The organism is Rhizobium sp. O111 (assembly GCF_055616315.1).
Genome location: NZ_JBSHXL010000001.1, coordinates 208,339 through 231,489 on the forward strand (window position 1 = coordinate 208,339; position 23,151 = coordinate 231,489).

At 61.1% G+C, this 23,151-nt stretch carries 28 protein-coding genes and 2 tRNA genes; 16 read left to right on the top strand and 14 right to left on the bottom strand.

What is annotated here, in order from left to right; all coding sequences use genetic code 11:
- Positions 1-211 precede the first annotated feature (211 nt).
- The 3 genes from ACVTFQ_RS01030 to ACVTFQ_RS01040 all read right to left on the bottom strand — a co-directional run bounded on the left by ACVTFQ_RS01030 (position 212) and on the right by ACVTFQ_RS01040 (position 1,197).
- Positions 212-454, bottom strand: coding sequence for a DUF982 domain-containing protein (locus ACVTFQ_RS01030; protein ID WP_018898368.1), 243 nt, complete (start codon positions 452-454; stop codon positions 212-214).
- 211 nt (positions 455-665) lie between these two features.
- Positions 666-920, bottom strand: a complete 255-nt coding sequence (locus ACVTFQ_RS01035) for a hypothetical protein (RefSeq protein ID WP_111561681.1) — start codon at positions 918-920, stop codon at positions 666-668.
- 133 nt (positions 921-1,053) lie between these two features.
- Complete coding sequence (locus tag ACVTFQ_RS01040) at positions 1,054-1,197, bottom strand: hypothetical protein (RefSeq protein WP_156144778.1); 144 nt, start codon at positions 1,195-1,197, stop codon at positions 1,054-1,056.
- 234 nt (positions 1,198-1,431) lie between these two features.
- Here ACVTFQ_RS01040 and ACVTFQ_RS01045 point away from each other — a divergent pair, with 234 nt between their 5' ends.
- Positions 1,432-1,761 (top strand): hypothetical protein, encoded by a 330-nt coding sequence (locus ACVTFQ_RS01045; RefSeq protein WP_018898371.1) that lies wholly within the window; start codon positions 1,432-1,434, stop codon positions 1,759-1,761.
- 120 nt (positions 1,762-1,881) lie between these two features.
- Here the strand turns inward: ACVTFQ_RS01045 and ACVTFQ_RS01050 are convergent.
- Positions 1,882-1,956, bottom strand: a tRNA-Thr gene (locus tag ACVTFQ_RS01050).
- Positions 1,957-2,109: 153 nt separating this feature from the next.
- Here ACVTFQ_RS01050 and ACVTFQ_RS01055 point away from each other — a divergent pair.
- From ACVTFQ_RS01055 to ACVTFQ_RS01100, 10 genes are all read left to right on the top strand, one after another.
- Positions 2,110-2,304, top strand: a complete 195-nt coding sequence (locus ACVTFQ_RS01055) for a hypothetical protein (RefSeq protein ID WP_018898373.1) — start codon at positions 2,110-2,112, stop codon at positions 2,302-2,304.
- A gap of 104 nt (positions 2,305-2,408) precedes the next feature.
- Positions 2,409-3,701 (top strand): UDP-N-acetylglucosamine 1-carboxyvinyltransferase, encoded by a 1,293-nt coding sequence (gene murA / locus ACVTFQ_RS01060; protein ID WP_047507310.1) that lies wholly within the window; start codon positions 2,409-2,411, stop codon positions 3,699-3,701.
- A 162-nt stretch (positions 3,702-3,863) separates the two neighbouring features.
- Entirely contained in the window at positions 3,864-4,301 is a 438-nt protein-coding gene (locus tag ACVTFQ_RS01065; RefSeq protein WP_111561682.1) for a DUF2948 family protein, read from the top strand.
- A gap of 38 nt (positions 4,302-4,339) precedes the next feature.
- Positions 4,340-5,638 carry a histidinol dehydrogenase gene (hisD, locus tag ACVTFQ_RS01070; protein WP_112435655.1) on the top strand — a complete coding sequence of 433 codons (1,299 nt, stop codon included), beginning with the start codon at positions 4,340-4,342 and terminating at the stop codon, positions 5,636-5,638.
- Between the two features lie 3 nt (positions 5,639-5,641).
- The gene (locus ACVTFQ_RS01075) at positions 5,642-6,115 is read left to right on the top strand and encodes a UPF0262 family protein (RefSeq protein ID WP_018898377.1); all 474 of its coding nucleotides are present in this window, start codon (positions 5,642-5,644) and stop codon (positions 6,113-6,115) included.
- 5 nt (positions 6,116-6,120) lie between these two features.
- The gene (locus ACVTFQ_RS01080; protein WP_047507317.1) at positions 6,121-6,597 is read left to right on the top strand and encodes an arsenate-mycothiol transferase ArsC; all 477 of its coding nucleotides are present in this window, start codon (positions 6,121-6,123) and stop codon (positions 6,595-6,597) included.
- Between the two features lie 130 nt (positions 6,598-6,727).
- The gene (gene infA, locus ACVTFQ_RS01085) at positions 6,728-6,946 is read left to right on the top strand and encodes a translation initiation factor IF-1 (RefSeq protein ID WP_003545338.1); all 219 of its coding nucleotides are present in this window, start codon (positions 6,728-6,730) and stop codon (positions 6,944-6,946) included.
- 56 nt (positions 6,947-7,002) lie between these two features.
- Positions 7,003-7,623 carry a Maf-like protein gene (locus ACVTFQ_RS01090; protein ID WP_018898379.1) on the top strand — a complete coding sequence of 207 codons (621 nt, stop codon included), beginning with the start codon at positions 7,003-7,005 and terminating at the stop codon, positions 7,621-7,623.
- Between the two features lie 32 nt (positions 7,624-7,655).
- On the top strand, positions 7,656-7,865 hold the full coding sequence (gene yacG / locus ACVTFQ_RS01095) for a DNA gyrase inhibitor YacG (RefSeq protein WP_047507557.1): 210 nt from the start codon (positions 7,656-7,658) through the stop codon (positions 7,863-7,865).
- Between the two features lie 181 nt (positions 7,866-8,046).
- Positions 8,047-8,122: transfer RNA gene (locus ACVTFQ_RS01100), tRNA-Phe, on the top strand.
- 119 nt (positions 8,123-8,241) lie between these two features.
- Here the strand turns inward: ACVTFQ_RS01100 and ACVTFQ_RS01105 are convergent.
- Positions 8,242-9,222 carry a flagellin N-terminal helical domain-containing protein gene (locus ACVTFQ_RS01105; RefSeq protein WP_112435656.1) on the bottom strand — a complete coding sequence of 327 codons (981 nt, stop codon included), beginning with the start codon at positions 9,220-9,222 and terminating at the stop codon, positions 8,242-8,244.
- A 330-nt stretch (positions 9,223-9,552) separates the two neighbouring features.
- Here ACVTFQ_RS01105 and ACVTFQ_RS01110 point away from each other — a divergent pair, with 330 nt between their 5' ends.
- Positions 9,553-9,822 carry a hypothetical protein gene (locus ACVTFQ_RS01110; protein ID WP_047507331.1) on the top strand — a complete coding sequence of 90 codons (270 nt, stop codon included), beginning with the start codon at positions 9,553-9,555 and terminating at the stop codon, positions 9,820-9,822.
- 155 nt (positions 9,823-9,977) lie between these two features.
- The gene (locus tag ACVTFQ_RS01115; protein ID WP_111561685.1) at positions 9,978-10,211 is read left to right on the top strand and encodes a hypothetical protein; all 234 of its coding nucleotides are present in this window, start codon (positions 9,978-9,980) and stop codon (positions 10,209-10,211) included.
- A gap of 37 nt (positions 10,212-10,248) precedes the next feature.
- Here the strand turns inward: ACVTFQ_RS01115 and ACVTFQ_RS01120 are convergent, their stop codons facing one another.
- On the bottom strand, positions 10,249-10,497 hold the full coding sequence (locus tag ACVTFQ_RS01120) for a hypothetical protein (RefSeq protein ID WP_018898384.1): 249 nt from the start codon (positions 10,495-10,497) through the stop codon (positions 10,249-10,251).
- Between the two features lie 229 nt (positions 10,498-10,726).
- On the opposite strand from ACVTFQ_RS01120, the gene ACVTFQ_RS01125 reads away from it, so the two are divergent.
- Positions 10,727-11,131: a heme-copper oxidase family protein gene (locus tag ACVTFQ_RS01125; RefSeq protein ID WP_111561686.1), complete on the top strand. Its 405-nt coding sequence runs from the start codon at positions 10,727-10,729 to the stop codon at positions 11,129-11,131.
- Positions 11,132-11,189: 58 nt separating this feature from the next.
- On the opposite strand, the gene ACVTFQ_RS01130 is transcribed toward ACVTFQ_RS01125, so the two are convergent.
- Positions 11,190-11,396, bottom strand: a complete 207-nt coding sequence (locus tag ACVTFQ_RS01130) for a hypothetical protein (protein ID WP_047507335.1) — start codon at positions 11,394-11,396, stop codon at positions 11,190-11,192.
- Positions 11,397-11,667: 271 nt separating this feature from the next.
- On the opposite strand from ACVTFQ_RS01130, the gene ACVTFQ_RS01135 reads away from it, so the two are divergent.
- Both ACVTFQ_RS01135 and ACVTFQ_RS01140 read left to right on the top strand, forming a co-directional pair.
- A complete protein-coding gene (locus ACVTFQ_RS01135) occupies positions 11,668-12,096 on the top strand; it encodes an OsmC family protein (RefSeq protein WP_111561687.1) in 429 nt (142 codons plus the stop codon).
- Positions 12,097-12,250: 154 nt separating this feature from the next.
- On the top strand, positions 12,251-13,147 hold the full coding sequence (locus ACVTFQ_RS01140) for a DMT family transporter (RefSeq protein WP_111561688.1): 897 nt from the start codon (positions 12,251-12,253) through the stop codon (positions 13,145-13,147).
- Positions 13,148-13,152: 5 nt separating this feature from the next.
- Here the strand turns inward: ACVTFQ_RS01140 and ACVTFQ_RS01145 are convergent, their stop codons facing one another.
- The 7 genes from ACVTFQ_RS01145 to ACVTFQ_RS01175 all read right to left on the bottom strand — a co-directional run bounded on the left by ACVTFQ_RS01145 (position 13,153) and on the right by ACVTFQ_RS01175 (position 22,968).
- Positions 13,153-14,175 (bottom strand): polysaccharide pyruvyl transferase family protein, encoded by a 1,023-nt coding sequence (locus tag ACVTFQ_RS01145; RefSeq protein ID WP_047507341.1) that lies wholly within the window; start codon positions 14,173-14,175, stop codon positions 13,153-13,155.
- 50 nt (positions 14,176-14,225) lie between these two features.
- Positions 14,226-15,716 (bottom strand): lipopolysaccharide biosynthesis protein, encoded by a 1,491-nt coding sequence (locus ACVTFQ_RS01150; RefSeq protein ID WP_018898390.1) that lies wholly within the window; start codon positions 15,714-15,716, stop codon positions 14,226-14,228.
- A gap of 55 nt (positions 15,717-15,771) precedes the next feature.
- On the bottom strand, positions 15,772-16,689 hold the full coding sequence (locus ACVTFQ_RS01155) for a glycosyltransferase family 2 protein (protein ID WP_111561689.1): 918 nt from the start codon (positions 16,687-16,689) through the stop codon (positions 15,772-15,774).
- A 574-nt stretch (positions 16,690-17,263) separates the two neighbouring features.
- Positions 17,264-18,823, bottom strand: a complete 1,560-nt coding sequence (locus tag ACVTFQ_RS01160; protein ID WP_111561934.1) for a VOC family protein — start codon at positions 18,821-18,823, stop codon at positions 17,264-17,266.
- Positions 18,824-18,885: 62 nt separating this feature from the next.
- Complete coding sequence (locus tag ACVTFQ_RS01165; protein ID WP_111561690.1) at positions 18,886-20,499, bottom strand: response regulator; 1,614 nt, start codon at positions 20,497-20,499, stop codon at positions 18,886-18,888.
- Between the two features lie 2 nt (positions 20,500-20,501).
- Positions 20,502-20,927 carry a response regulator gene (locus ACVTFQ_RS01170; protein WP_018898394.1) on the bottom strand — a complete coding sequence of 142 codons (426 nt, stop codon included), beginning with the start codon at positions 20,925-20,927 and terminating at the stop codon, positions 20,502-20,504.
- Positions 20,914-22,968, bottom strand: coding sequence for a sensor histidine kinase (locus ACVTFQ_RS01175; RefSeq protein WP_409527912.1), 2,055 nt, complete (start codon positions 22,966-22,968; stop codon positions 20,914-20,916). The genes ACVTFQ_RS01170 and ACVTFQ_RS01175 overlap by 14 nt, the downstream gene beginning before the upstream one ends.
- Positions 22,969-23,151: the final 183 nt, after the last annotated feature.

A 23,151-nucleotide genomic window follows, 5' to 3' on the forward strand; every position in this document is an offset into this window, starting at 1 on the left:
AATATACGAGGCCCGCCTGCGCTTTTGGCACAGAGGGTGACGAGCCTCTGACCATCATCATGATGGCTGCCAGTGTTCTAGTGAGCGTTGCGCGCCCAAGACAACCGGCTTCGTCCGGCTACCCCCGACAAGCTCCGGCAAGGGTTAAGCAAAAATCAACTCTGCTTTATTTCGAACCACTTGTGGACTGTTCTGGCCCGCGTCGGTACTTCTAGTGGACGTGCAGCCTTGCTTCCTCTGCCGCCGCGACGAACTCCGCGCGAGCTTCTTCCACGCTCTTGCGACCGTCAAGCGCGGCTCGGCATGTGCTGCGGGCCTTCAGGTAGCGCAGGCCGCGAACGTTGGGCCAGAGCTCGGTCAGGCATGTCAGCGCGTCGAACGGGCCGGATATCGTCCGCGCACCGGTGGTTTCGAAGCCGACCTGAATAGGATCATTCCACTTTTCGCTTGCCATCTGCGCACTCCTCCATTGCTCACGCCAGATACTCTGCAGCGTTCTGCCTGCTCCTCCCGCAAAGCAGTGTGCGAGAGCATTTTAGCGATAATTCACAAACCCGCAAATGGGAAAAGACATACGCGTTCGGCGTAACGAACCAAAGACGTATGTAAAGACAAGCACCCGGCCATGCGACCGAGTGCTTGAAACAATCACCAAACGTGGGCGTTTAGCTGCAGACGCGGGTGGTCTTGGTCACGATCCGGCCGTGGCTGTGGTACTTCACGGTCTTCATGCGGCAATCATAGCGCACGGGATGGTGGCGGTTGGAATGGCCGTAATAGGGGCGGTGGTTGTAGCGATCGTGGTAGCCGTGATAGCCGGGCTGACCGATTCTCACCGTCACGCTATCGGCAAGGGATGGCATTGCGGTTGCGCTGAGCGATGCGATGGCCACGGCGGCAGCGATAATAAGCTTCTTCATGCTAGTCTCCATTCATAACAGCGTTGACGAAACGTTCGTATCGAGAATTTGTTCAATACGAATAATAAGCGCAGCATGAATGTGAGCTGAGAGGCGTGTTCATGTCCGGGTCATCCCGGCAGACGGCAAGCTTTTATGGCGCGATGGTGTAGACGAATACGGCTTTATAGACGGCGAGCGCGCCGAAAACGGCGGTGATGGCAGCCAGAACCATGGCGATCAGAATGATCGCCTTCGTGCCCTTGCCGTTCTGCTGGTCGTTGTCGTCGGTGCTCATGGTCGTCTCCTGCGGGCTCGCCCGGCTCACTCATGGTCTCGGCCGGCGAAGCCGTTATCGCCACGTCTTAACCAGTCGGCCGCTCTTTCGCAAACCGGGATATCCGAGCCGAATGTCGCAGTGGGACGCGCGACCACAATTCACGATTGCCGCAAATCGCGGAACAAACGCATCGCGGACGGGTTGTCCACACGTAACCCGATAGTGAAAACCGACGAGGAAGAGGAAATTCCCATGCGAACGTCTGTCATCACAGCGGCCATTTTCGCCGCGGGGTTGGCCACATCCGCTTTCGCGCAGTCCAACCCAGATTCGATCGGCCCCACCAATGGCGGCTCGACCGGCTCAAGCGCCGGAACATTTTCCAGCGATTACACGAGCAGCGACAACGGCACCCACCCGGTAACAGTCACGCCAGTCGACCCGACGACCACTCAGTCGATCACGGCTCAGCCAAAGACGCTCGACTGCCCATCCATGCCTCGCGCCAACTCGGGCGTCGACACCCGCGGCGGCGAAAGCGGCGCCTCCATCAGCGATGCTTGCCGAGAATACGACAACTAAGGTGGGTGGACATCCGTAATCAAAAAGGGGCCGGCTTGTTCGGCCCTTTTTGCTGAACAGGCATAAGCATTCGTCGATCAGACGTGTGATGCAGGATTGTTTATTTACCGGGGAGAAAACTGGTGCTGCCGAGTGGGATTGAACCACCGACCTCACCCTTACCAAGGGTGTGCTCTACCACTGAGCTACGGCAGCGAGGACCAGACGCTGGCAACCGAAGCGGCTGCGTTGCGTGAACGGGGCGGCTATTGCCACAGCTTCGGGACGAGCGCAAGACGCAATTTCAAACTTATGTCAGTTTCACGTCGCCACTTTTGGATTGCCGCGAATTCGGGTAAGCCATGAAACATGACCGAAGACACTGAAAATGCCCGCAAGGGCCGCAAAGACGCGATCGAACAGCAGGCCAAATTGCGCCGCGATCGGGCCGCGGAAAAATTGCGGGAAAATCTTTCCCGCCGCAAACAGCAGACGCGTGCGCGCCGTTCCGGCCAGGCCGACGAGACAAATGGACTGCCTGCCGCAAAAATGGACGAATCGTAATGTTCCGTCCGCTTCGAATTGAAGCCTTCGCGGATTTCGTCTAAAGACCCGCATCCTTTTAAAAGACAGAGTTTCAGAAAGGCGGGCGTGGCCCGTAAGCGCTTATGGATCGTATCAGAATTGTCGGCGGTAATGAGCTTAACGGCATCATTCCCATTTCCGGCGCCAAGAATGCCGCCCTGCCGCTGATGATCGCCTCGCTTTTGACCAGCGATACGCTGACGCTCGAAAATGTGCCGCACCTGGCCGATGTCGAACAGTTGCTGCGCATCCTCGGCAATCATGGCGTCGACGTTTCGGTCAATGGCCGCCGCGAGCGCCAGGAAGACAGCTACTCGCGCACGATCCACTTCACCTGCCGCACCATTGTCGACACGACCGCTCCCTACGAGTTGGTCTCTAAGATGCGCGCTTCCTTCTGGGTCATCGGCCCGCTTTTGGCGCGTGAAGGCCAGTGCCGCGTTTCGCTGCCCGGCGGTTGCGCCATCGGCACGCGCCCGGTCGATCTCTTCCTCGACGGCCTGACGGCGCTTGGCGCGACGCTCGATATCGACAGCGGCTATGTCAACGCCACCGCCCCCAAGGGCGGCCTGATCGGCGCCAAGTACACCTTCCCGAAGGTCTCCGTCGGCGCGACCCACGTCATGATGATGGCCGCCACGCTTGCCCGCGGCACCACCGTCATCGGCAATGCCGCCCGCGAGCCTGAGGTCGTCGACCTCGCCAACTGCCTGATCGCCATGGGCGCCAAGATCTCCGGCGCCGGCACGTCAACCATCACCATCGAAGGCGTCACCTCGCTCTCGGGCGCGCGCCACCGCGTTCTGCCGGATCGCATCGAGACCGGCACCTACGCCATGGCCGTTGCCATGGCCGGCGGCGATGTCGTGCTTGAAAACACCGATGTGGCGCTGCTCGACACCGCGCTCGAGACGCTTCGCCGCGCTGGTGCTGAAATCTCGGCCACCAACAACGGCATGCGCGTCCGCCGCAATGGCGCCGGCATCCGCCCGGTCGATATCGTCACCGATCCCTTCCCGGGCTTCCCGACCGACCTGCAGGCGCAGTTCATGGCGCTGATGACCCGCTCCACCGGCGTGTCGCATGTTACCGAGACCATCTTCGAAAACCGCTTCATGCACGTGCAGGAACTTGCCCGCCTTGGCGCCAAGATCTCGCTCTCGGGCCAGACGGCGAAGATCGAGGGCGTGCCGCGTCTGAAGGGCGCGCCGGTCATGGCGACCGATCTGCGCGCTTCCGTGTCGCTCGTCATCGCCGGCCTTGCGGCCGAAGGCGAGACCATGGTGTCGCGCGTCTATCACCTCGATCGCGGCTTCGAGCGCCTGGAAGAAAAGCTCACACGCTGCGGCGCGATCGTCGAACGCGTCAGCGAATAAGCGCAACTGTAGACGTAACGGGACAAAGGGCGGTCATTCGCCCTTTGTCCCCGTTGCGCAATGGGCCTTAGCGCCTTATGTCCCTTGTCCGACGGCAACGCCATTCTGCGGCGCCGGATATCGCCATCCCGGCGATATCGGAGACAAAGGGGTGCTGCCTGAATGACCGACCTGAAGCTTGTTGCGCTGGATAGCGAAGACCTTGCCGTCGTCTCCGCGCATACGCAGGATAGCGTCTTCAAGGTCGCCGATCTTTCCTGGTCGCCGCGCGACCAGCAGTTTTCCATCGCCGCCAATCGTTTCGTCTGGGAAGAAGCCGGCGCCAAGCGCAAGGGCTTCGAGCGCCGCCGCGCCGCCATCGTCTTCAAGCGTGTGCTCTCTGTCCGCTCCGTCGGCATCAATCAGAAGAACCGTGAGGATGTCCTGTCGCTGCTCGCCATTCGCTTCGAACAGAAAGGCGAAGGGCCCGAGGGCACCATCCAGATCGATCTCGCCGCCGGCGCCACCATCGCGCTCGATGTCGAATGCATCGAGGTTCAGCTTGCGGATATCGGCGGCGCATGGGAAACCGCTTCCAAGCCGCGCCATCCCGGCGCCTGAATACGCATTTATCGAAGCATACCGAGAGGAATTGACGCGTGGCAATCTGGTTGGATCAGGCATCGGACGATTTCGGGCAGCGTTTCGCGGCGTTTCTGACGACCAAGCGCGAAATGTCCGAGGACGTAAACACCACCGTTCGCGCCATCATTGATGATGTCCGCGCCCGTGGCGATGCGGCGCTCGCCGAGTATTCGCGGAAGTTCGAGGGCATCGACTTCGCCGAGACGCCGATGCGCGTCACCGAAGCGGAAATCGACGCGGCCGTAGAGGCCGTGCCCGCCGAAGTGCTGGGCGCGCTCAAGGTCGCAGCCGTCCGCATCGAATCCCACCACGCCCGCCAGCTTCCCAAGGACGATATCTACGAAGATGCCATGGGCGTGACGCTCGGCTCGCGCTGGACGGCGATCGAGGCAGTCGGGCTTTACGTTCCGGGCGGCACGGCGAGCTATCCAAGCTCGGTGCTGATGAACGCCATTCCGGCCAAGGTTGCCGGTGTCGATCGCGTTGTCATCGTCGTCCCCGCAACGGGCGGCAAGGTCAACCCCGCCGTGCTCGCCGCAGCGAAGCTTGCCGGCGTGACCGAGATCTATCGCATCGGCGGAGCCCAGGCCGTGGCGGCGCTCGCCTATGGCACCGATAGCATCGCGCCGGTCGACAAGATCACCGGCCCCGGCAACGCCTATGTCGCCGCCGCCAAGCGCCACGTCTTCGGCACTGTCGGCATCGACATGATCGCCGGCCCCTCTGAAGTCCTCGTCATCGCCGACAAGGACAATAATCCGGATTGGATCGCAGCCGATCTTCTCGCCCAGGCAGAGCATGATGTCAGCGCGCAATCGATCCTGATCACCGACGACGCGGCCTTCGGCAAGGCGGTTGAAGCCGCCGTCGAACGCCAGCTGAAGACGCTGAACCGCGCCGAAACGGCTGCCGCCAGCTGGCGCGATTTCGGCGCCGTCATCCTCGTCAAAGAGATCAGCGACGCCATCCCGCTTGCAAACCGCATCGCCGCCGAGCATCTGGAAATCGCCGTCGCCGATCCGGATGCGCTGGTCGACAAGATCCGCAATGCCGGCGCCATCTTCATCGGCGCGCATACGCCTGAAGTGATCGGCGATTATGTCGGCGGTTCCAACCACGTGCTGCCGACCGCCCGCTCCGCGCGGTTCTCGTCCGGCCTCTCGGTGCTTGACTTCGTCAAGCGCACTTCGATCCTGCGCCTCGGTTCCGAACAGCTGCGCACGCTGGGTCCGGCCGCCATTGCGCTTGCCGTATCGGAAGGCCTCGACGCCCACGCGCGGTCGGTTGCGATCCGCCTCAACCTGGAACGGTAAGTGATGGCTGCGGGCGACTTCCGGCTTTGCGACGTCGTCCTGGACGACACCATCGGCCGATCGACGCCCGATGTCGAGCACGAGCGCGCCGTCGCCATCTTCGATCTCATCGAGGAGAACACATTTACGCCCGTCGGCCACGCCGGCGGCCCGTACCGGCTGAATATCTCGCTTGTTGATACCAAGCTGGTCTTTGCCATCACGACCGAAGGTGGCGAGGCGGTCGCCACGCACATCCTGTCGCTCACCCCGTTCCGCCGCATCGTGAAGGATTACTTCATGATCTGCGAGAGCTATTACGAGGCGATCCGTTCCGCCTCTCCAAGCCGCATCGAGGCAATCGACATGGGGCGGCGCGGCATCCATAACGAAGGTTCGCAGACGCTGCAGAACCGATTGGACGGCAAGATCGAGGTGGATTTCGACACCGCGCGCCGCCTGTTCACGCTGGTCTGCGTTCTCTACTGGCGCGGATGACCGGGATGAGCGAGCTTGAACCGACAAGCGCAAGCATCAGGCCGGGCGCGATCTTGTTCATGTGCGGCATGAACGCCATCCGCTCGCCGATCGCAGAAGCGATTGCCCGTAGTTTGCTGCCGTCAAATACCTATATAAGATCTGCCGGCGTGCGCGCCGGCGAACGCGATCCCTTCGTCGATGTGGTGCTCGATGAGATCGGACTGTCGCTCGGTCGGCATCTGCCGCACACGCTGGAAGATCTCGAAGACGATTATTTCGATGTGATCATTACGCTCTCGCCGCAAGCCCACCACGCAGCGCTCGAACTGACGCGCGCGAGCGCCGTCGAGGTGGTCTACTGGCCGACCATGGACCCAACAGTCGCGCAGGGCACGCGGGAGCAGATTCTGGAGAGCTATCGCGAGGTGCGCAATCATCTCGCCGAGCTTATCCAGAACCGTCTATTAGACCGAAGTGGTATCGCCGCGCAGTCCGCATGAAACAAATAAAGGAAACGCGATCAATTTGGTTCACAAACCCCCGTTGATTGTGTAGTTTCCGCCCAAATTTTGAGGCGGCCCCAATCTTGGCCAATGCCGCCATCTCAACCGACAGGAAGAAAACACCTATATGCCTAAAGAAGAAGTCCTCGAGTTCCCGGGTATCGTCACGGAACTTTTGCCGAATGCGACGTTCCGCGTGAAGCTCGAAAACGAGCACGAGATCATCGCCCACACCGCTGGCCGCATGCGCAAGAACCGTATCCGCGTTCTCGCCGGCGACAAGGTTCTTGTGGAAATGACGCCATACGACCTGACCAAGGGCCGTATCACCTACCGCTTCAAGTAAGCTTGATCCGAAAGCCCTAGGGCTTTCGCTTCCGTCTGCCCGGTAGTCGAGGTTCCATGGCGCTCAAATACAAGCTCATTCTGGCTTCGGGTTCCCCCCGCCGTGTTGACCTGCTCAACCAGGCAGGGATCGAGCCCTCGCGCCTGATGCCGATGGATATCGACGAGACGCCGAAGAAGTCGGAGCACCCGCGCTCGCTGGCGCGCCGCCTGTCGACGGAAAAGGCCGAAGCAGCGCTCGCCGCCATCAAGGGCGACATGACCTGGAAGGGCAGCTACATCCTGGCCGCCGATACCGTCGTCGCCGTCGGCCGCCGCATTCTCGGCAAGGCCGAGTTCGCCGACGAGGCCTCGGCCTCGCTCTACCTGCTCTCCGGCCGCAGCCATTGGGTCTATACCGGCGTCTGCCTGGTGACGCCCGATCGCAAGATCCGCCAGAAGATCGTGGAAACCAAGGTGCGCTTCAAGCGTTTGTCCGGTTTCGAGGTCGAAAACTACCTGGCCTCAGGCCAGTGGCGCGGCAAGGCGGGTGCCTACGGCATCCAGGGGCTCGCCGGCACCTTCGTGCAGAAGATGGTCGGCTCCTACACCAACGTCGTCGGCCTGCCGCTATACGAGACCATTTTGCTTCTGACCGGCGAGGGCTTCGACGTCCACAGCCGGTGGCCCGAGGCTTGAAGCCGGCGGGCCGAAAACCCGAAGGAATGACCATGCCCGATGAAACCAGACAGAGCGCCAAGATCGAACCGCTGCGCAAGGCGCACCCGTGCCCGGAGTGCGGCACGCCCTCGCAGCGCGAGCACTATCCTTTCTGCTCGAACCGTTGCCGCGAAGTCGATCTTTCGCGCTGGCTGACCGGCTCATACGCCATCCCCGTTGCCGAGGATGAGACGAAGGCTGAGTACCCCGACGAGAACTGATCGTGTTTTCCGCTCGGGAAGCCGTTCAATTTGTTCAATAATTCGGAAAATTCACAGGCCTGTCAAAAAACTCTCATTTGGCGCTTGCCATGGCCGAACAAGATGTTATAACCCCGCTCGCTTCCGGGGAAAACCAAGCCCCCGCAGCTCTCGGAAACGAGAGGTGTGCTGAAGCAGGAATGCCCAGATAGCTCAGTTGGTAGAGCAGCGGATTGAAAATCCGCGTGTCCGTGGTTCAAATCCGCGTCTGGGCACCACTCTTTTCCTTTGAATTAAATCTCTGCCTCAGCCCATGCCAGACGTACGAAACGCGTCGAACGACACCCGCGTGTGAGCGAGTGCCGTTGCAAGTTCAAACAGGCTGCGGCGTGGCCTTTTAGCCTTGGAACAGGCTGAGGATGTTGCGCGGCGAGGAGTTGGCGATCGAGAGTGACTGAATGGCCAGCTGCTGCTGTGTCTGCAGCGCCGAGAGCCTGGAGGATTGTTCTTCCATATCGGCATCCACGAGGCGGCCTATACCACTGTCGATCGAATCGCTGAGCTTCGAGGCGAAGTCGCTCTGCTGATCCACGGTCCGGCTGAGCGAACCGATATCGGAGGCGACCTTCGTCATCTGCTTGGTCATGCCTTCGAGCGTCGAGAGCATGTCGTCGAGTTCCGCCGAGGTCGTCGAATTGTCGATCGCGAGGTCGGTCGCTGTCGAGGGCGCGGTGGCGCCCTTGAGGACCACGTAGTTCTTGGCCGACCCTGCCTGTATGGCGAAAGCTTCGGTCGACAGGATCCCGTATTCGCCGGATCCGCCATTGTCGACGAAGTATTGAACGTTGGTGTCGGTCTGGGGTGGCGGCGTATTGATCGCATAGCTCAGCGTGCCGAGCTTGACGGTGCCGTCATTGTTTCGAATGAAGGAGGTGACGATCTGCTTGTCGGCGGAATCGACGCCGCTGTTCCACGAGAGCCAGTTCTGGCCGTTGAACGATGCCGCGCCGAGCGTCGTGGTCAACTGACCCTTCAGCTGCATGATCTCTTCGTTGACCTTCGTCTTGTCGACGCCATTTTCGAAAGCCGTGACCAGCTTCGCCTTCATCTCCGACATCACATCGATCGAGGAGGCAATTGCCTCGTAGGTCGTGTCGAGAATGGCGCCGCTCAGCCCCAGCGCGTCCTGAACCGCCGAAATGGACTTGTTGTCCGAGCGCATCGTCGTGGCGATTGACCAATAGGCCGCGTTGTCGGCAGCTTTGCCGACGCGCAGTCCCGTTGATACTTGCTTCTGGGTCTCGCCGAGGTTCGAGTTTATCGAACGGAGCGTCTGCAGCGCGTTATTCGCGGATATATTCGTGACAATAGACGTCATGAGAAACTCAGAAATGAAACTTTAGATTTATATTGATTTGTTGGATGTGATATTACGCATCCTATGGGTGCCAAAGTATAGCTGCGCTGGTTAACAAAGTGCCTATTGGATCTGACGGATTTTAGCGAGTTTCTCGCCGCTGATATTGATTTCAGTCCGCTGGGCGGCATGTAAAAATCCAAGCAACGATAAAGAAACGGCTCAGGCGCGGCGCGGCCGCATCCCTCGGCGGCGATCGTTGCCGCGCTCGGCTCAATCCATCTTTTTGATTTGGCGGCAAACGACAGGGCTGCTACAGCGGTCCATCACGCAGGACCAGCAGAGAGTGACATGGCCAAGACGAAAGAACCAAAGCTCGAGCATTCCGAACTCGCCGGCGAGTTTACCGATGATGGCGTGACCGTTCTGGTCGACATTTTCCGCCCCGCCGGCACCAATGGCGACTGGAAGATGGAAGTCGTGACGCAAGACGACGACCTGATCGAGTGGGAAGAGGGCTTCGAGACCGATCGCGATGCTTTCGACGAGTTTCTGGCCACGGTCGAGCGCGATGGCATCCGCACATTCCTCGATGATGCGGACGAGCCGTCGGTTCACTAGAGTTTGTCCAGAAAGACTCTGGCGCCGTGACACTGCTGTGACTGTCGTTTTCAGACTGGAAAATGTCGCTTGCGGAGACCCTTCAAAATAAACCGAAACTAAAGTGGGCCACTCCGAAAGATAAGTGCGCATAAAGCGCGCCGGGAACAGCAAACATGAAAGCTTTGGAATACAGAGCCGCTCTGGCGGTCCTGGGATTGACCACTGCTGGAGTGGAAAATCTCTTTGGAGTCGATCAGATCACCAGCCGCCGCTGGGCGACGGGAGAGCAGGATGTGCCGCGCGCCGTGGCGCTATGCCTGCTCCTGATGGCGTCGCATAACCTGTCGGTCGCCCAGGCGCAAATCCTGGCCGACAGCGTCGACGTGCCGCTGGCGAAATCCGCCTGACAATTGGGCCTTACAACTGGGGATGTGGCGAAAGCCCTCAGGCCGCCGGCTGCTGGATCATCTTTTTCAGAACATCGAGAAGCTGTTTGGCGTCGTCATTGGCGCCTAGCACGCGCAGGCGCTCTTCCGCGAGGCTGATGATCGCCTCCATGCTTTCGCGCTCGCTCCAGCCGGAAGCGACACAGGCGCGTGTCAGATCCTCGAACGCGAACTGCATCGCATCCTGGCAGCGCACATCCCGATCGGGATCGTCACTGGTGACAAACGGCCTGTAGATCTCCCGCATCTCACTTCTCCGCAACTCATTCGCACGCGCCATGCTATTCCACAGGCTTTAATGAAGTATTCATGACGATATCCGGCAATCTGGGCGGAAATTCGTGACACACCCGATTTCTCTGAGAAACGACGCAAGTTGTCTCGCCGCGCATGTCGCAACCTACTGATAAGGGCGTCGTTCTCAACTCGCATCTGCAGTGGTAATATTACCCTTGCCGAAAAGAGGGGAGATTCACATGCCACGCATCTCGCATCTATATTTCAAGACGGCCATTCTGTTCCTGATCCTTGGTATCGGAATGGGGCTGAACATGGCAATCTCGCAGGATCACAGCGTGATCGGCGCTCATGCACACTGTAATCTATTGGGTTGGGTGACGATGGCGCTCTTCGGGGGCTATTACGCGCTTAACCCGCGCAAGGCCGAACGCCGCATCGCGATGATCCAGTACGGCATCTATACCGCGGGCGTCACGCTCATGGTTCCTAGCCTCTATCTGATGTTGCTCGGCAACATGGCGATGGAACCCGTCGTGGCAATCGCCTCGATCATCACATTCATCGGCGTCCTGTTGTTCGCCTTCGTCATCTTCTCCGGCGAACAGGTGGCCATGACGCCATCAACGCCGTCCTATCGCTGAAGCCCACCGCATTCCTTCTCGGCGCTCGTTCTTGGGGACGGGCGCCGTGGAAGGCGGATCAGTGAACGACCTGAACGCGGATATGCTCCTTGGCTGCATAGGAATGGCAGTCGATCGGCGCATCGCCGACGAAGATCACATCGCCATCCTGGTCGAACAGGCCCCAACAGGCTTCGTCATCGACATAGACCTTGCGGACGTAACCGAACGGCGCGCTTTCGAAGACGACGTTGGGTGCAACAGCAACTGTCTCAAGTTCTCGCATGGATCACTCCGATAGTCATTTCTGTTTTAGTGCGACATCATATTGCATTGCGAGGCGGATGCCGGGCTATCCCTAGAAATAGGGATGTCTAACTCAGCTTGACCTTTCGTCTCTCAGGGTGTGCCGAATCGGTATTTCATGCCGATTTCCTTCCTTGGTTGCAGCACGTCGCGCCTTTGTGGATTGCGATTGCATCAGCGGCGAAAAGCGCGTTGCGCCGGCCAATCGAAGCTCCTATCTACAGGCACGAATCACCTCCGAGGAATAACTCATGGCAGACCTAAAGGTTCGCACTCGTCCCGTTGGCGCCAGCGCCGTTCTCGGCCGCACCGGCTTCCCGCATGTCACCTCCGCCACCGGCGGTGAGATCGACATCGTCACCAGCCCGTCGCAGCCGGGTTTCAACCCGCTGGACCTTCTCTATTCCTCCCTCTCGGCCTGCCTGGTCCTGAGCGCCCGCATGGCGGCAAGCCAGCTCGGCGTTCTCGATCGCATCACCGAGCTCAAGGCCGACGTCACCGGCGAGAAGGCCACCGAAGGCCTGTCGCGGGTGAAGACCTTCAACATCGTCTTCTCCATCAAGGGCGACATCGACGAGGAAACCCGCCAGAAGATCGCCCACGCCGCCGAAGACGAGATCTGCACGGTGAGCAACACGATCCGCGGCAATCCGGAATTCTCGACGATCATCTCCGGCTGACCCTTTATGCTGGTGCTGGCGTAGCGCGAGCGACGCCGGCGCCGATATCGACCGAGCCTGTCGTTCCCGGGCTATTCTCAGGCCACCGCTTCTGCTACTTGCGCTGCATGATGGCGCCGCTCGATCGCACCCGACGCCGCAAGCACGGTACGCCATGTCGCAAGTATCCTCCGCCCTCCCGCAGTCCGCTCCTTCGCATCGCTTCGCGCTTGCCGCATTGATCCTCGGCGGTGCCGCGATCGGCGGTTCGCCGATCTTCGTGCGGCTGTCGGAAGTGGGGCCGATGGCAACCGGCTTCTGGCGCGTGGCGCTGGCTTTCTTCCCGATCTACATCTTCTCGCTGATCAAGGGCGGTGCGACTGGTCCGAAGCCCGAGACCTGGGCGGATCGCGGCCTGCTCATCCTGCCCGGCGTCATTCTGGCCGTCGACCTCATCACCTGGCACCTGTCGATCACGATCACATCCGTCGCCAATGCGACGCTGCTGGCCAACCTCGCGCCGGTCTTCGTCACCATCATCGGCGTGCTCTTCATGGGTGCCGCCGTCACGCGCGTATTCGTGGTCGGGCTGGTGCTGGCGATCGCCGGTGTCGTCATTCTCAAGGGCGGTCCGGCCGCACTCGGCCAGGGCGATCTGCGCGGCGATGGCGGCGCCGTTCTCGCTGCGGTCGCCTATGCGCTTTATATCCTCGCCATCGGCAGGCTGCGCACGCGCTTCGATACGGTTCGCATCATGCTGTGGAGCACGGCGTCGGCCGCCGTCTGCCTGTTTCCGTTCGGCTTCTTCGTCGAAGGCCATCTCATGCCCGCGACGGCCTACGGCTGGGCCATGGTCTTCGGTCTCGCCTTCATCAGCCACGCCAGCGGGCAAGTGGCGATCACCTATGCGCTGGCCTATCTGCCGGCCGCCTTCTCGTCGCTGACGCTGCTCCTGCAGCCGGTCGTGGCCGCCATCCTCGCATGGATCCTGCTCAGCGAGCCGATCGGCCCCATGCAGGCCGTCGGTGGTCTGGTGGTCCTCGCCGGGATCATGATCGCCCGGCGAGGCTGATTGCCTTAGGCGACAGCGGCCTGTTTCTGCATGCGCCGTGCGTCGAGAATATCAAGCGCCTCGTCGACGGTCGCTGCCAGTTCCGCCTTTTCCGTGTTGCAGGTGTTCCAGGCCTCGATGAAGCTGCTGGTCTTGCCGTAGCTGTTGTCGAGCACGCAATGGTCGGCGCCGATCAGCACGCACATGATGTGCCCGTGCATGCGGTCAGTGATGACCTGCCGTGCCGAGCCCAAGAGCGCCACGCCGCGGTCGAAACGCTGCTGCGCGCGCTCACGGTAGGCGAGTTCCGTCATGCGGGCGCGGCCGCCGATCTTGCCTGACAGCAGCCCCTTCAGAATGGCCGCGTGCTTGGTCTGCTTCTGGAAATCGGCGGGCTCATCCGGCCAATCCGACTTCACTGTCCCCGGACGCTGTGTCGCCGCCGTCAGGTCCTGCGGCGTGCCGACTTCCTGGTCTTCGCGCAGGTTCAACAGCAGCTCGTGCTGCGGCACCGGCTTTGCGACCGGGCCGATGCAGAAGGCCATGTCGGGGCACAGGCGCGTCTCGCACTGGAACCAGCGCTGGGCAAACGCAAGGCTCTTCTTGTCGCGTACCAGAAGCGTGAACTGGCCGTGCTTCTCGATCGCCCGCGCCGTGCTGTCGACGTTGGCCTGATCCTTGAAATGGATGGTCTGCGGCAGCTGCACGATCGGCCGTCCCTTGTGCCGCTCCAGCATGTTTTCGCGGAACTGGCGGTAGCCCGCCCAGATGTCGCCGAAATTGCCGCCGCCGTGCAGGAAGATCCGGCCGTCGCCAATGGCGCCGAGCATGCGGTCCTCGTCGAAGGTCGGGATTTCGGTCACGTAGGAAGGGCGCGAGCGCTTCTTGTCGAAGTATGCAAGCTCGCCCAGCCAGATCGCGCTGTCGCCGATATTGTAGTGGTTCGGAAAGTCGAGAAGCGCATAACGCTCCGACGGGTCGAAAACGTCAGACAGATTCTTCTCGATCACGCCCTGCAGGCGGTTGATGATCGTCAGGTTAGATTCCATTGAAGGCTCCTTGTTTTAGGGACAAGAGGTCCGAAAGTTATTGCGCGGGCTCAGGCCTGCGCGTGTTTGCGAAACGGGTTGAGCGACATTGCAAGCGCGATGTAGGGGCGGATGACCGACCGGCCGAAGATCGGCAGGAAGGCGAGGTAGATCACCGCGCCGAGGCCAATGCTGAGGCCGAGCGAAAGCCAGCGGTTCTGGACATGCTCGACGATGACAGGATGGGCGAGCCAGACGCCGGCGGCCATCAGCAGCGAACCGCAGAGCGGCAGCGCCACGGCCTTCAGCGTGCTCATCGCATCGATGTTGGCGAAACGTGCCAGCACATATTGCTGGTAGGGCAGCGTCAGCCAGGCGCGCAGCGTATAGCCGGCCGCAACGGCAACCACGCCGTAGGGCACGAGCAGCCAGGTGAGCACCAGCGTCGCGGCAAGCTGCAGGGCAGCCACCGAGAGAATCGATTCGGCGCGGTTGACAGCCGACAGCGCCGACGAGGCAAAGAAGTTCATGACGAAGGGCACGGCCATCAGCACAAGCACCGTCGCGATGTCGCCGGCATTGCCCCACTTGTCGCCGAACAGCATGGCGATCATGTCGTTGGACAGAGCGCCGAAGCCGAGCAGCAGCGGAATTGTGCCGAGTGCGGCTGCACCGACGATCTTGTTATAGGCGTTGCGGAAGGCGACGCGGTCGTTCTGCAGCCGCGACAGCGTCACCAGCGCGACACTGCCGATCGGGGCCAGCACCGCCTGTCCGATCAGCTCGATCAGCCGCCAGGCAATACGGTAGCGGCCGACTTCGACCGGGCCGTACCAGCGCGAAATGAAGATGTCCTGCACGCGGGCAAGCAGCATCCACATCAGCTGCGTGACGACAAGGCTGATGCTGAACAGGAAGACCGAGCGGAACAGCGGCACGTTGAAACGGAACTTCGGCATCCAGGGATAGGCGACCCAGCCGAGCAGCACCGTGACCACGGCGTTGACGGCTGTCTGGGCGACCAGCGCCCACACGCCCCAGCCCATGAAGGCGCAGGCGACGGCGGTAATGCCGGAAAGCAGGCTGGCAGCGATCGCCTGGGCTGCAAGGTTCTTGTGGCCGAATTCCCGTGCCAGACGCGCATTGTGGATGACGGCAAGCGACGACACCGGCAGCAGCGGCGCCAGCCAGCGCAGGATCTCGGCGACTTTCGGGTCGCGGACCAGATCGCCGTAATAGGGCGCGAAGACGAAGACGACGGCGGCGACAATGGCGCTGAAGGCAATGGTCGCCCAGAAGGCGGTATCGGCCAGTTCCTCGTCCAGATCGAGCTGCCGCGTGACCGCGTCACCGAGACCGGCATAGGCAAGCACCCTGCCGATCTCGACGAACAGGCTCGCGAGCGCGAAGGTGCCGAAGTCACCGGGGCCGAGAATGCGCGCGAGAATGACGAAGATCACGAAGGTCGCAACCGTGCTCCACGCCACGCGGATGACCGACCAGAGGACGGAAAGCGCGGTCTTCTTCTTCAGCTCGGCGTGGCCAATTGCCGTATCTGTCATTCAGTATCCAATCGATTGGGCGCTGAGGCGCAATGCTTCCGGGGCTCGGGACCGCTCAAGCGGCCCGGCCCGTCTTCTGGCCGCGCCAATAGGCGACCATGCCGGTGAAATTGTCTCTGAGCTGGCTGCGATAGGTCAGCCCCAGCTCGTCGCTGAGCTTGCGGCGGCCCATTGCCTCCAGCACTGCCTGGCGAATGTCCCAGCGCAGCATGCCGCGCATGTTCGACCGACGGTCGAAGAGGTATTTGGCGTAGAGCGCGCCGTTGCCGAAGGCATAGCCGCTCTGCAGCTTCTTCACGTCGCCCAGTTCACGTCGTCCATGGAAATGCTTCACCGCGAAATCCGGAATGTATTCGACGCGGATGCCGGAATTGAAGGCGCGGTGCACGTAATCTGTGTCCTCGCCGGAGCGGAAGGGCGAGCCGGCGCCAAAGCGCGTGTCGAACAGACCGACCTTGTCGATCAGCGCGCGTGGAAACGCCATGTTGGCGCCATGAATGAACCCGCCGGCATGCAGCTCGCTCGTCAACACGGCAGGCTCAAGCTCTGGCTTGATCGTGACCGGCAGATCGCGCGCGTCGCCAAGCTCGATGCGGCCACCGCGCATGACGATGTCGGTGTCGGCGGCAAACAGTGCTGCAATGACCGTGAAATAATCGGGAAACACTTCACAATCATCATCCGTGAAAGCGATGATCCGGCCCGTGGCGGCAGCCAGCCCGCTATTGCGCGCAACCGAAAGACCGGGCTTCGCTTCGTAGACGAGATTTGTGCTGATCGGCGCCGTCTTTGCCCATTCGCTGACGATCGCGGACGTGTTGTCGTTGGAACCATTGTCGACGAAGACGAGTTCCAGGCTCAGATCGCTGGCCTGGCGCGCGGCATTCGATACGGCATCCAGGCAGTTCGTCAGTCCATAAGCCCGATTTCTCGACGAGATGATCAGGCTGATGTCCACGGGCTGAGGAGGCATTCGGGTTCCCTTCTGCAGTCGATGTCGGGGGAAGGGTAGGGCGCTCCCCCAACCTCGGCAAGAAACATTTTGCGTTGCAGCAAACCAATACAGTTTGTTGAAAAACCAAAACAATGTGGTGATTTCTTGCTGGTATATTATTAATCGCAGACGGGTGATATTAATGCGATATTATTTCCGGAATGAAGAAAAGTAATTGTAATAATTCGTGTTTATTTAATATTAACGAAGTCTCAATTCTGTTTGTTTGCTTCTGATTATTGTCGAAATAAATCCGATTTAAGCATTGCGAATATAAAAATATATGGAAGTGCAATAACGTTGCTTGCGTCGTTTTCTCATGGCCGCATTGCGCTTCTTCGCACTGGCGAAATGGCTGAGAGGTAAAAGACAGCTGTTCTCGCCGGACCAATATCGACCAAGAAGACCGGCCGGATCGGACGTTTTTGCCAGAGAAAAACCCGCCGCATGACTTGGGAGAATGCGACGGGTCCGAGTAGAAATTGCAGAATACGACCAGCGGGTGTGTCCTGGCGGCAGTGGATGAAGCTCCGCTGGCCTAGCCGCCTACGCGCTACTCCTCGTGCGTCAGCCACTTCTGAATGACCGGAACATCGTCATCGCCAAGCAGGTGACCCGTCGGAATGACGGTCGAATCGACGGTTGCGCCCGAGGTCTTCAGCCGCGTTTCGAGGTCGCTCGCATATTTCCCATAGGCGTCCGTCTTGCCGCTGATGACAAGCAGATCGGTGCCCTTCAGGTCCGCATGCGGAAACTCGCTGAGCACAGGCATGGAGCGCAGCAGAACCGCTTTGTGCACCAAGTTCGGGTGCAGGTAGAGAAGCGAGTTCAGGAGATTGGCGCCGTTGGAATAGCCGACATAGACGAGCTTCTTCGGATCGAGCCCATAGGATTTGACAGCGCCGTCGATGAAGGCGGCGAAAGCCTCCGCCTCGTTCTTGATGTCCTGCTGGTCGAAGGAGAACGGCGTGATGCGCTTGTACCAGCGCGGAATGCCTTCCTCTGTCGCGCGCCCGCGGACACCGAGCAGCGTCGCGCGCGGCGCCACCTTGTGTAGCAGCGGCATCAGCGTCGTCTCGTTGCCACCCGAGCCATGCAGCAGCACCAGAACCGTGCCGTCAGGGTTCGGCGGCGTATAGAAACGATGCACGAAGGGCAGCTCGCGATAATTGATCCGGGGTTCGCCCGGCATCGAGAACTGCGGCAGAACCACCTTCAGGTCTTTCAGATCGGTGATCGGGTCCTTCGGCACGAACAGCTTTTCACCAAGCGTCGCCGCCGGCTCGTCCACCGTCATGCCCGGCTTGTCGGTCGCAAGCTCGATCAGCGTGCCGCCCGGTTCGCGCACATAGAGCGAGCGGAAATACTTGCGATCGTGCACGTTGATATCAGACGCGCTTGCGCCCTCGCTCTTCAGCGCGTCATGAACCTTCGACAGCGCCGCATCATCCTCCGCGCGGAAGGCCACGTGGTCAAAGGTGCCGGTCCCCGGCGCGCTCGACCAGAACCCCTTGGCGTTTCTGATGTCGACGATGTCGCCGGACTGCGAGACCAGCCGGTCGATGTTGCCGCGGTTCTCCTGGAAGCGGTAGCCGAAATGGCTCTCGACGAAGGCACGGCTCTTCTCCGGCTCTTCGGTGAGCATCGTCGTCCCGCGCACCCGCTGCACGGAGTGCTCGACCGGAATGCCGGCGCCATGCCAGGGGGCCGGCGATTTCAAAGCCGGCGTGCCGGCAAGCTTGACGATGATGTTGTCGGGATCCTTGAGGCGCAGCACCGGCTCGCCAAACTCGTCGGCCGGACCTTCCGTGCGGACGCCGAAGCTCATCGCCCGCGTCAGCCAGTAGCCGATGCTGGAAGGGTCGATCGCCAGCGCCAGTTCGCTGAGCTGCCCGAAGCCGGCACGGCCAGGCGCGCCGTCTTCCCAGACAAGGAATGTCACGAGCGAGCCTGGTGTGGCTTCCGCGTCACCATAGAAGAGGTGCAGCTGCGTCGCGTCTTCGAAACCGGCGGTCTGCTTGACCAGCCGCATGCCGAGAAAGCCAGCGTAGAAGTCGACGTTCGCCTGTACCTTTCGGGTCAGCAGCGTGATGTGGTGTATGCCTGAAGCCATAGACGGGAGCCCGGATTGCATTGGGTAAAGAAGAAGCGCGGAGATGAAGGTGAGGATAACAGTCATATCGTTGCGTTTGCTTGGTGCCTTGTTTGCTCTCCATAAAGAATTAGGGCATCTCCGCAAGGCTGCAAATCCAAAGTCTGAACATCCCGCAGCGCAAGTTCCAGCTGCTGCCGCGTCGGCGGCTTGATCATGTAAGCCCGCGCGCCAAGCCTCTTGGCGCGCTCCATGTCGTCCTCATCGCTTGATGTGCTTAGGATGAAGGCCGGTATCGTCTTCAGCCGCGCGTCGCGCGAAAGTGCCTCCAGAACCTCGAACCCATCCATGATCGGCATGTTGATATCGAGCAGGATGAGGTCGATCAAAGGATCGTGACCACCGGTTGCCCGCTCCTGAAGAAGCCGCATCGCTTCGCGGCCGTTCGAAGCGAGATGCAGGTTGAACGTCACCTTCTCGCGCCTCATCAGCTTGATCTTCAAAAGCTGCACATCGGCCGGGCTGTCCTCGACCAGCAGAACCTCGGCCACCCGGCCGATCCTATCGGCGCGCTGCTCTTCTTGCCGCGGGCTTGCCGTGCCCTTGGGCGCCCTGTCCGTCTCACTCGAGGCCAGCGGCAGCTCCATGATGAATGTCGTGCCGCCGCCATCGGCATCCTCGCACCAGATGGCGCCGCCATGCAGCTGCGCGATCCGCCGGCAGATCGCCAGCCCGAGGCCGGTTCCCTCGATGCCCCGCCCAACCAGCCGCTTGAAGGGCTGGAAGATCAGTTCGCGATGATCGCGCGCGATGCCGGGCCCGTTGTCGCTGACGGCGATCCGGCAGAGCGTGCCTTCGCCTTGTGCCGAGATCCGCACGCGCGGCACCCCGGCCTCGCAATATTTGATGGCATTGGAGATGATGTTCTGCAGCATCTGCACCAGAAGCGTCCCATCGCCCATCACCTGGGGCAAGGGGCCGCGCTCGATCTCGGCGCCACGGCTGCTGATCTGTTCGCGCAGATTGCGCTCCACCTGGTCGACGATCGCCGACAGCGACACCGGCTTGGCCTCGAGATCGCCGGAGGCCTCGAGCTTGGAGAAGCCCGACACCTTGACGATCAGCTCCTCCATATGGTCGGCCGCACTGAGCACGTAGCCGAGCAGATCGTGATCGTCATGCGCCAGCGAGGGCGATGCCTGCAGCAGCCGGCTGAACGACTTGATCGTCCGCAGCGGCTCCTTCAGGTCATGAGCCATGGCGCGGGTGAAGATCTCGAGCGATTGCTGCTTCTGCTCCAGCTTGGCGGCGAGATCGCCGTGCATGATGGCGCTCTGGATGCAGCGGTGCAGCGTCTCCGGCGAAAGCGTGTCCTTGGTCAGATAATCCCGCGCGCCGCCCTTCATCACCTCGACCGCGATCGTCTCGCTGCCTTGGCCCGTCAGCATGATCACGTTGGCGGAAGGATCGAGCTTCAAGATCTCCTCGAGCACACCGACGCCGTCGCGGCCCGGCAGCGAGTAGTCGAGCAACACGCAATCCGGCCGCTTCTGCGCGTTGAGCGCTATGCCCTCGTCGCCGTTCTCAGCCTCGTAAACCACGTAATTCGCGCCCGGCACGCGCGCCAGCATTCGCCGGTAAACCTCGCGGTCGTCGATATTGTCGTCGATAATAAGTACCGCGCTGCCCTCGGCCATGATCACCCCTCCAGAGGCAATATGGCGATCTCGAACCAGTATTCTTTAAGCCTCTGGATCGCCGCGAACAGACCATCGAGATCGACCGGCTTCTGGACATAGGTGTTGGCGCCGAGCGCGTAGCAGCCCTCGATATCGCGCTCGTCGTCCGACGTGGTCAGGATGACCACCGGGATCTTTCGCCAGGCCGGGTTGGACTTGATCGCCTCCAGCGTCTTGCGGCCATCGAGCCCTGGCATGTTGAGGTCGAGCAGGATGAGGCCCGGCCGCGTTTCCATCGTCGCCAGCAGATCCAGCGCCTGCTGGCCCGACGGTGCCCATTGCACCGGGTTCTTGAGCTTGGCGCGCTTGAAGGCGCGGATCGTTGCTTCGTAATCGTCCTCGCTGTCCTCGACGATCAGGATCGGCTGTGACTCACGGTGCTGCATGCTGCCCCTCGCGCTTGTGACCCAATGTAAAATAGAAGGTTGTGCCTTGGCCAACCTCTGACTCCAGCCAGACGTCGCCCTCGTGACGGCCGATGATCTTGCGCACGAAGGTCAGCCCGGCGCCGGTGCCGTCGTCCGATTCCTGCGTCTTTTCCAGCCGCTTGAAGATGCGGAAGATATCCTCGTGAAACTCGCGGGGAATGCCCTTGCCGTTGTCGCGCACGAAATAGACGTCGCTCGTCCGGCGCCCGTCTTCGCCGGTAAACTCGGCGAGGTGGCCGACGGTCACGACCGGCTCGGCCTTGTCGTTGTATTTCACCGCGTTGGTGATCAGGTTGCGGTAGACCTCAGTCAGCCGCAGCGAATCGCAGACGACGTCGGGAAGCTGGCCCTCGACCAGCACCTTCGCCCGCCGCTCTTCCAGATAAAGCTCCATGGTCGAGACCACGTCCTTGACGATGGCATGGACGTCGGTGCGCTTCACCGCCAGCTGCTGCCGCCCGATGCGCGAGAAATAGAGCAGGTCGTTGACCAGCTTCTCCATGCGCTGGCTGAGCCGGACAATGCGGTTGATGCGACGCACGCCGTCCTCGTCGAGCACCGTCTCGTAGTCCTCAAGCAGAAAGCGGGAATGGTTGTGCATCCCGCGCAGCGGCTCCTTCAGGTCATGCGAGGCGATATAGGCGAACTCGTCGAGGTCGGAATTGCTGCGTTCCAGATCAGCCGTGTAGGCCTGAAGCTGGCGGAACATCGTCCGCAGCTGTTCCTCCTGCTGCACCCGCAGGCTGATGTCGCGCAGAATGGCGACGAAGGTGACCGTTGTCCCGGTCCGGAAGGCGCTGAGCGATACGTCGAGCGGGAAGGTCTCACCATTGCGCCTGATGCCGGAGATCGTACCCGTTGTCCCGGTCCCGCCTTCCTCGCTCAAGAGCAGCGATCGCCGGAAATAGTCGTCGAGGCCCGCATGGAAGGTCTCCGGCAGCAGGATATGGACGCTCTCTCCGATCGCCTCCCTCGACGTCCGGCCGAACATCTCCTCGGCTGCCGGATTGAACAGCGAAATCTTGCCCTGCGGGTCCATGGCGACGATCGCGTTCGGCGTGTTGCGCGTCACCGTGTCGAAACGGATACGCTCGGCATCCAGGCTGTCGCTCTTGCGCTGGAAGAAGAACACGAAGGTCGCAACCAGCCAGAGCATACCGACGGTGATGGCGCGGTTCGTCGCCTCGTAGCCATAGCCTTCGCCATGCCGGTCGACCGCGAGAAAGCCGAGCAGGATCAGGATGGAGCAGACGAAGGCCAGGTTGAAGGGCGCAGTGCGGCTGTTGAACCACAGCGAGGTCAGGATCAGCGGCACATAGATCATGCCGTTCACCACCCCGAGCGGGGTGTAGAGATCGATCATCAGCCCGATGAAGCACAGCGCACCCGGCAGCCAGACGGGCATGCCGCCATGATGATCCGGCTGCAGCCACCAGGACCGCACCAGCATCGCCGAGCCGAGCAGCGTCACGCCGGCCGCGGTGTGCACCGCCATGCCGATGTTCGATCCCCAGCGATAGATATGCTCGGTATGCATCGCGTATCCGGCAAGTGCCGCGATGCCAAGGCCGATCACCACATAACCGACGAGCTCCTCGAACAGTCGCGCCTTGCCCTTTTGGTCCGGCGGGGTGAGCGCGAGAGCGAGGTTGGAGAAGAACATGATCACGGCGGTATTGAGCGCCATGCCGCCGCCGATGCGGGCAAAGAATGCCGGATCGACGAAAATGCCGGCCAGGAAGCGCTCCATGATCTGCGGCTGCCGTCCGACGAATGTCAGTTCGATGAGCCGGACACCGCTCATCGCGGCGGCGAGCGAGAACAGCAGGAAAGCCGCGAGCCGCGCGTTGGCGCTGGTGTAGACCGAAATGACGAGCGCGATCCCGGTGAGGCAGAAGCAGATCGCCGTGTTGATCGCCATCGCAGGCGAATCCGGGATCAGGAAAAGAAGAGGCTCGATCTGCCGCACCCAGGCGAGAAGGATCACGGCGCCCAGCATGAGCAGCAGCACGCCGAGCACGATCGTCGTCAAACGGTGTCGTTCCTGGCGCCAGGGGGCACTCGTCCTTCGACCAATGATCGGCTTCACCACGCGTTGCTCTCCCGTCCGGCGGTTACTATTTCCAGAATTGAAAATTATTCAATATACATCTGCCGCGATAGTTGCGGCTTCGGCGCCGAC

Bases quoted from the DNA above. Each gene is read 5' to 3' on its own strand.
- ACVTFQ_RS01030 (WP_018898368.1), bottom strand. From the start codon at position 454: ATGGCAAGCGAAAAGTGGAATGATCCTATTCAGGTCGGCTTCGAAACC.
- ACVTFQ_RS01035 (WP_111561681.1), bottom strand. From the start codon at position 920: ATGAAGAAGCTTATTATCGCTGCCGCCGTGGCCATCGCATCGCTCAGC.
- ACVTFQ_RS01040 (WP_156144778.1), bottom strand. From the start codon at position 1,197: ATGAGCACCGACGACAACGACCAGCAGAACGGCAAGGGCACGAAGGCG.
- ACVTFQ_RS01045 (WP_018898371.1), top strand. From the start codon at position 1,432: ATGCGAACGTCTGTCATCACAGCGGCCATTTTCGCCGCGGGGTTGGCC.
- ACVTFQ_RS01055 (WP_018898373.1), top strand. From the start codon at position 2,110: ATGACCGAAGACACTGAAAATGCCCGCAAGGGCCGCAAAGACGCGATC.
- murA (WP_047507310.1), top strand. From the start codon at position 2,409: ATGGATCGTATCAGAATTGTCGGCGGTAATGAGCTTAACGGCATCATT.
- ACVTFQ_RS01065 (WP_111561682.1), top strand. From the start codon at position 3,864: ATGACCGACCTGAAGCTTGTTGCGCTGGATAGCGAAGACCTTGCCGTC.
- ACVTFQ_RS01075 (WP_018898377.1), top strand. From the start codon at position 5,642: ATGGCTGCGGGCGACTTCCGGCTTTGCGACGTCGTCCTGGACGACACC.
- ACVTFQ_RS01080 (WP_047507317.1), top strand. From the start codon at position 6,121: ATGAGCGAGCTTGAACCGACAAGCGCAAGCATCAGGCCGGGCGCGATC.
- infA (WP_003545338.1), top strand. From the start codon at position 6,728: ATGCCTAAAGAAGAAGTCCTCGAGTTCCCGGGTATCGTCACGGAACTT.
- ACVTFQ_RS01090 (WP_018898379.1), top strand. From the start codon at position 7,003: ATGGCGCTCAAATACAAGCTCATTCTGGCTTCGGGTTCCCCCCGCCGT.
- yacG (WP_047507557.1), top strand. From the start codon at position 7,656: ATGCCCGATGAAACCAGACAGAGCGCCAAGATCGAACCGCTGCGCAAG.
- ACVTFQ_RS01105 (WP_112435656.1), bottom strand. From the start codon at position 9,222: ATGACGTCTATTGTCACGAATATATCCGCGAATAACGCGCTGCAGACG.
- ACVTFQ_RS01110 (WP_047507331.1), top strand. From the start codon at position 9,553: ATGGCCAAGACGAAAGAACCAAAGCTCGAGCATTCCGAACTCGCCGGC.
- ACVTFQ_RS01115 (WP_111561685.1), top strand. From the start codon at position 9,978: ATGAAAGCTTTGGAATACAGAGCCGCTCTGGCGGTCCTGGGATTGACC.
- ACVTFQ_RS01120 (WP_018898384.1), bottom strand. From the start codon at position 10,497: ATGCGGGAGATCTACAGGCCGTTTGTCACCAGTGACGATCCCGATCGG.
- ACVTFQ_RS01125 (WP_111561686.1), top strand. From the start codon at position 10,727: ATGCCACGCATCTCGCATCTATATTTCAAGACGGCCATTCTGTTCCTG.
- ACVTFQ_RS01130 (WP_047507335.1), bottom strand. From the start codon at position 11,396: ATGCGAGAACTTGAGACAGTTGCTGTTGCACCCAACGTCGTCTTCGAA.
- ACVTFQ_RS01135 (WP_111561687.1), top strand. From the start codon at position 11,668: ATGGCAGACCTAAAGGTTCGCACTCGTCCCGTTGGCGCCAGCGCCGTT.
- ACVTFQ_RS01140 (WP_111561688.1), top strand. From the start codon at position 12,251: ATGTCGCAAGTATCCTCCGCCCTCCCGCAGTCCGCTCCTTCGCATCGC.
- ACVTFQ_RS01145 (WP_047507341.1), bottom strand. From the start codon at position 14,175: ATGGAATCTAACCTGACGATCATCAACCGCCTGCAGGGCGTGATCGAG.
- ACVTFQ_RS01150 (WP_018898390.1), bottom strand. From the start codon at position 15,716: ATGACAGATACGGCAATTGGCCACGCCGAGCTGAAGAAGAAGACCGCG.
- ACVTFQ_RS01155 (WP_111561689.1), bottom strand. From the start codon at position 16,689: ATGCCTCCTCAGCCCGTGGACATCAGCCTGATCATCTCGTCGAGAAAT.
- ACVTFQ_RS01160 (WP_111561934.1), bottom strand. From the start codon at position 18,823: ATGGCTTCAGGCATACACCACATCACGCTGCTGACCCGAAAGGTACAG.
- ACVTFQ_RS01165 (WP_111561690.1), bottom strand. From the start codon at position 20,499: ATGGCCGAGGGCAGCGCGGTACTTATTATCGACGACAATATCGACGAC.
- ACVTFQ_RS01170 (WP_018898394.1), bottom strand. From the start codon at position 20,927: ATGCAGCACCGTGAGTCACAGCCGATCCTGATCGTCGAGGACAGCGAG.
- ACVTFQ_RS01175 (WP_409527912.1), bottom strand. From the start codon at position 22,968: ATGCTGGGCGCCGTGATCCTTCTCGCCTGGGTGCGGCAGATCGAGCCT.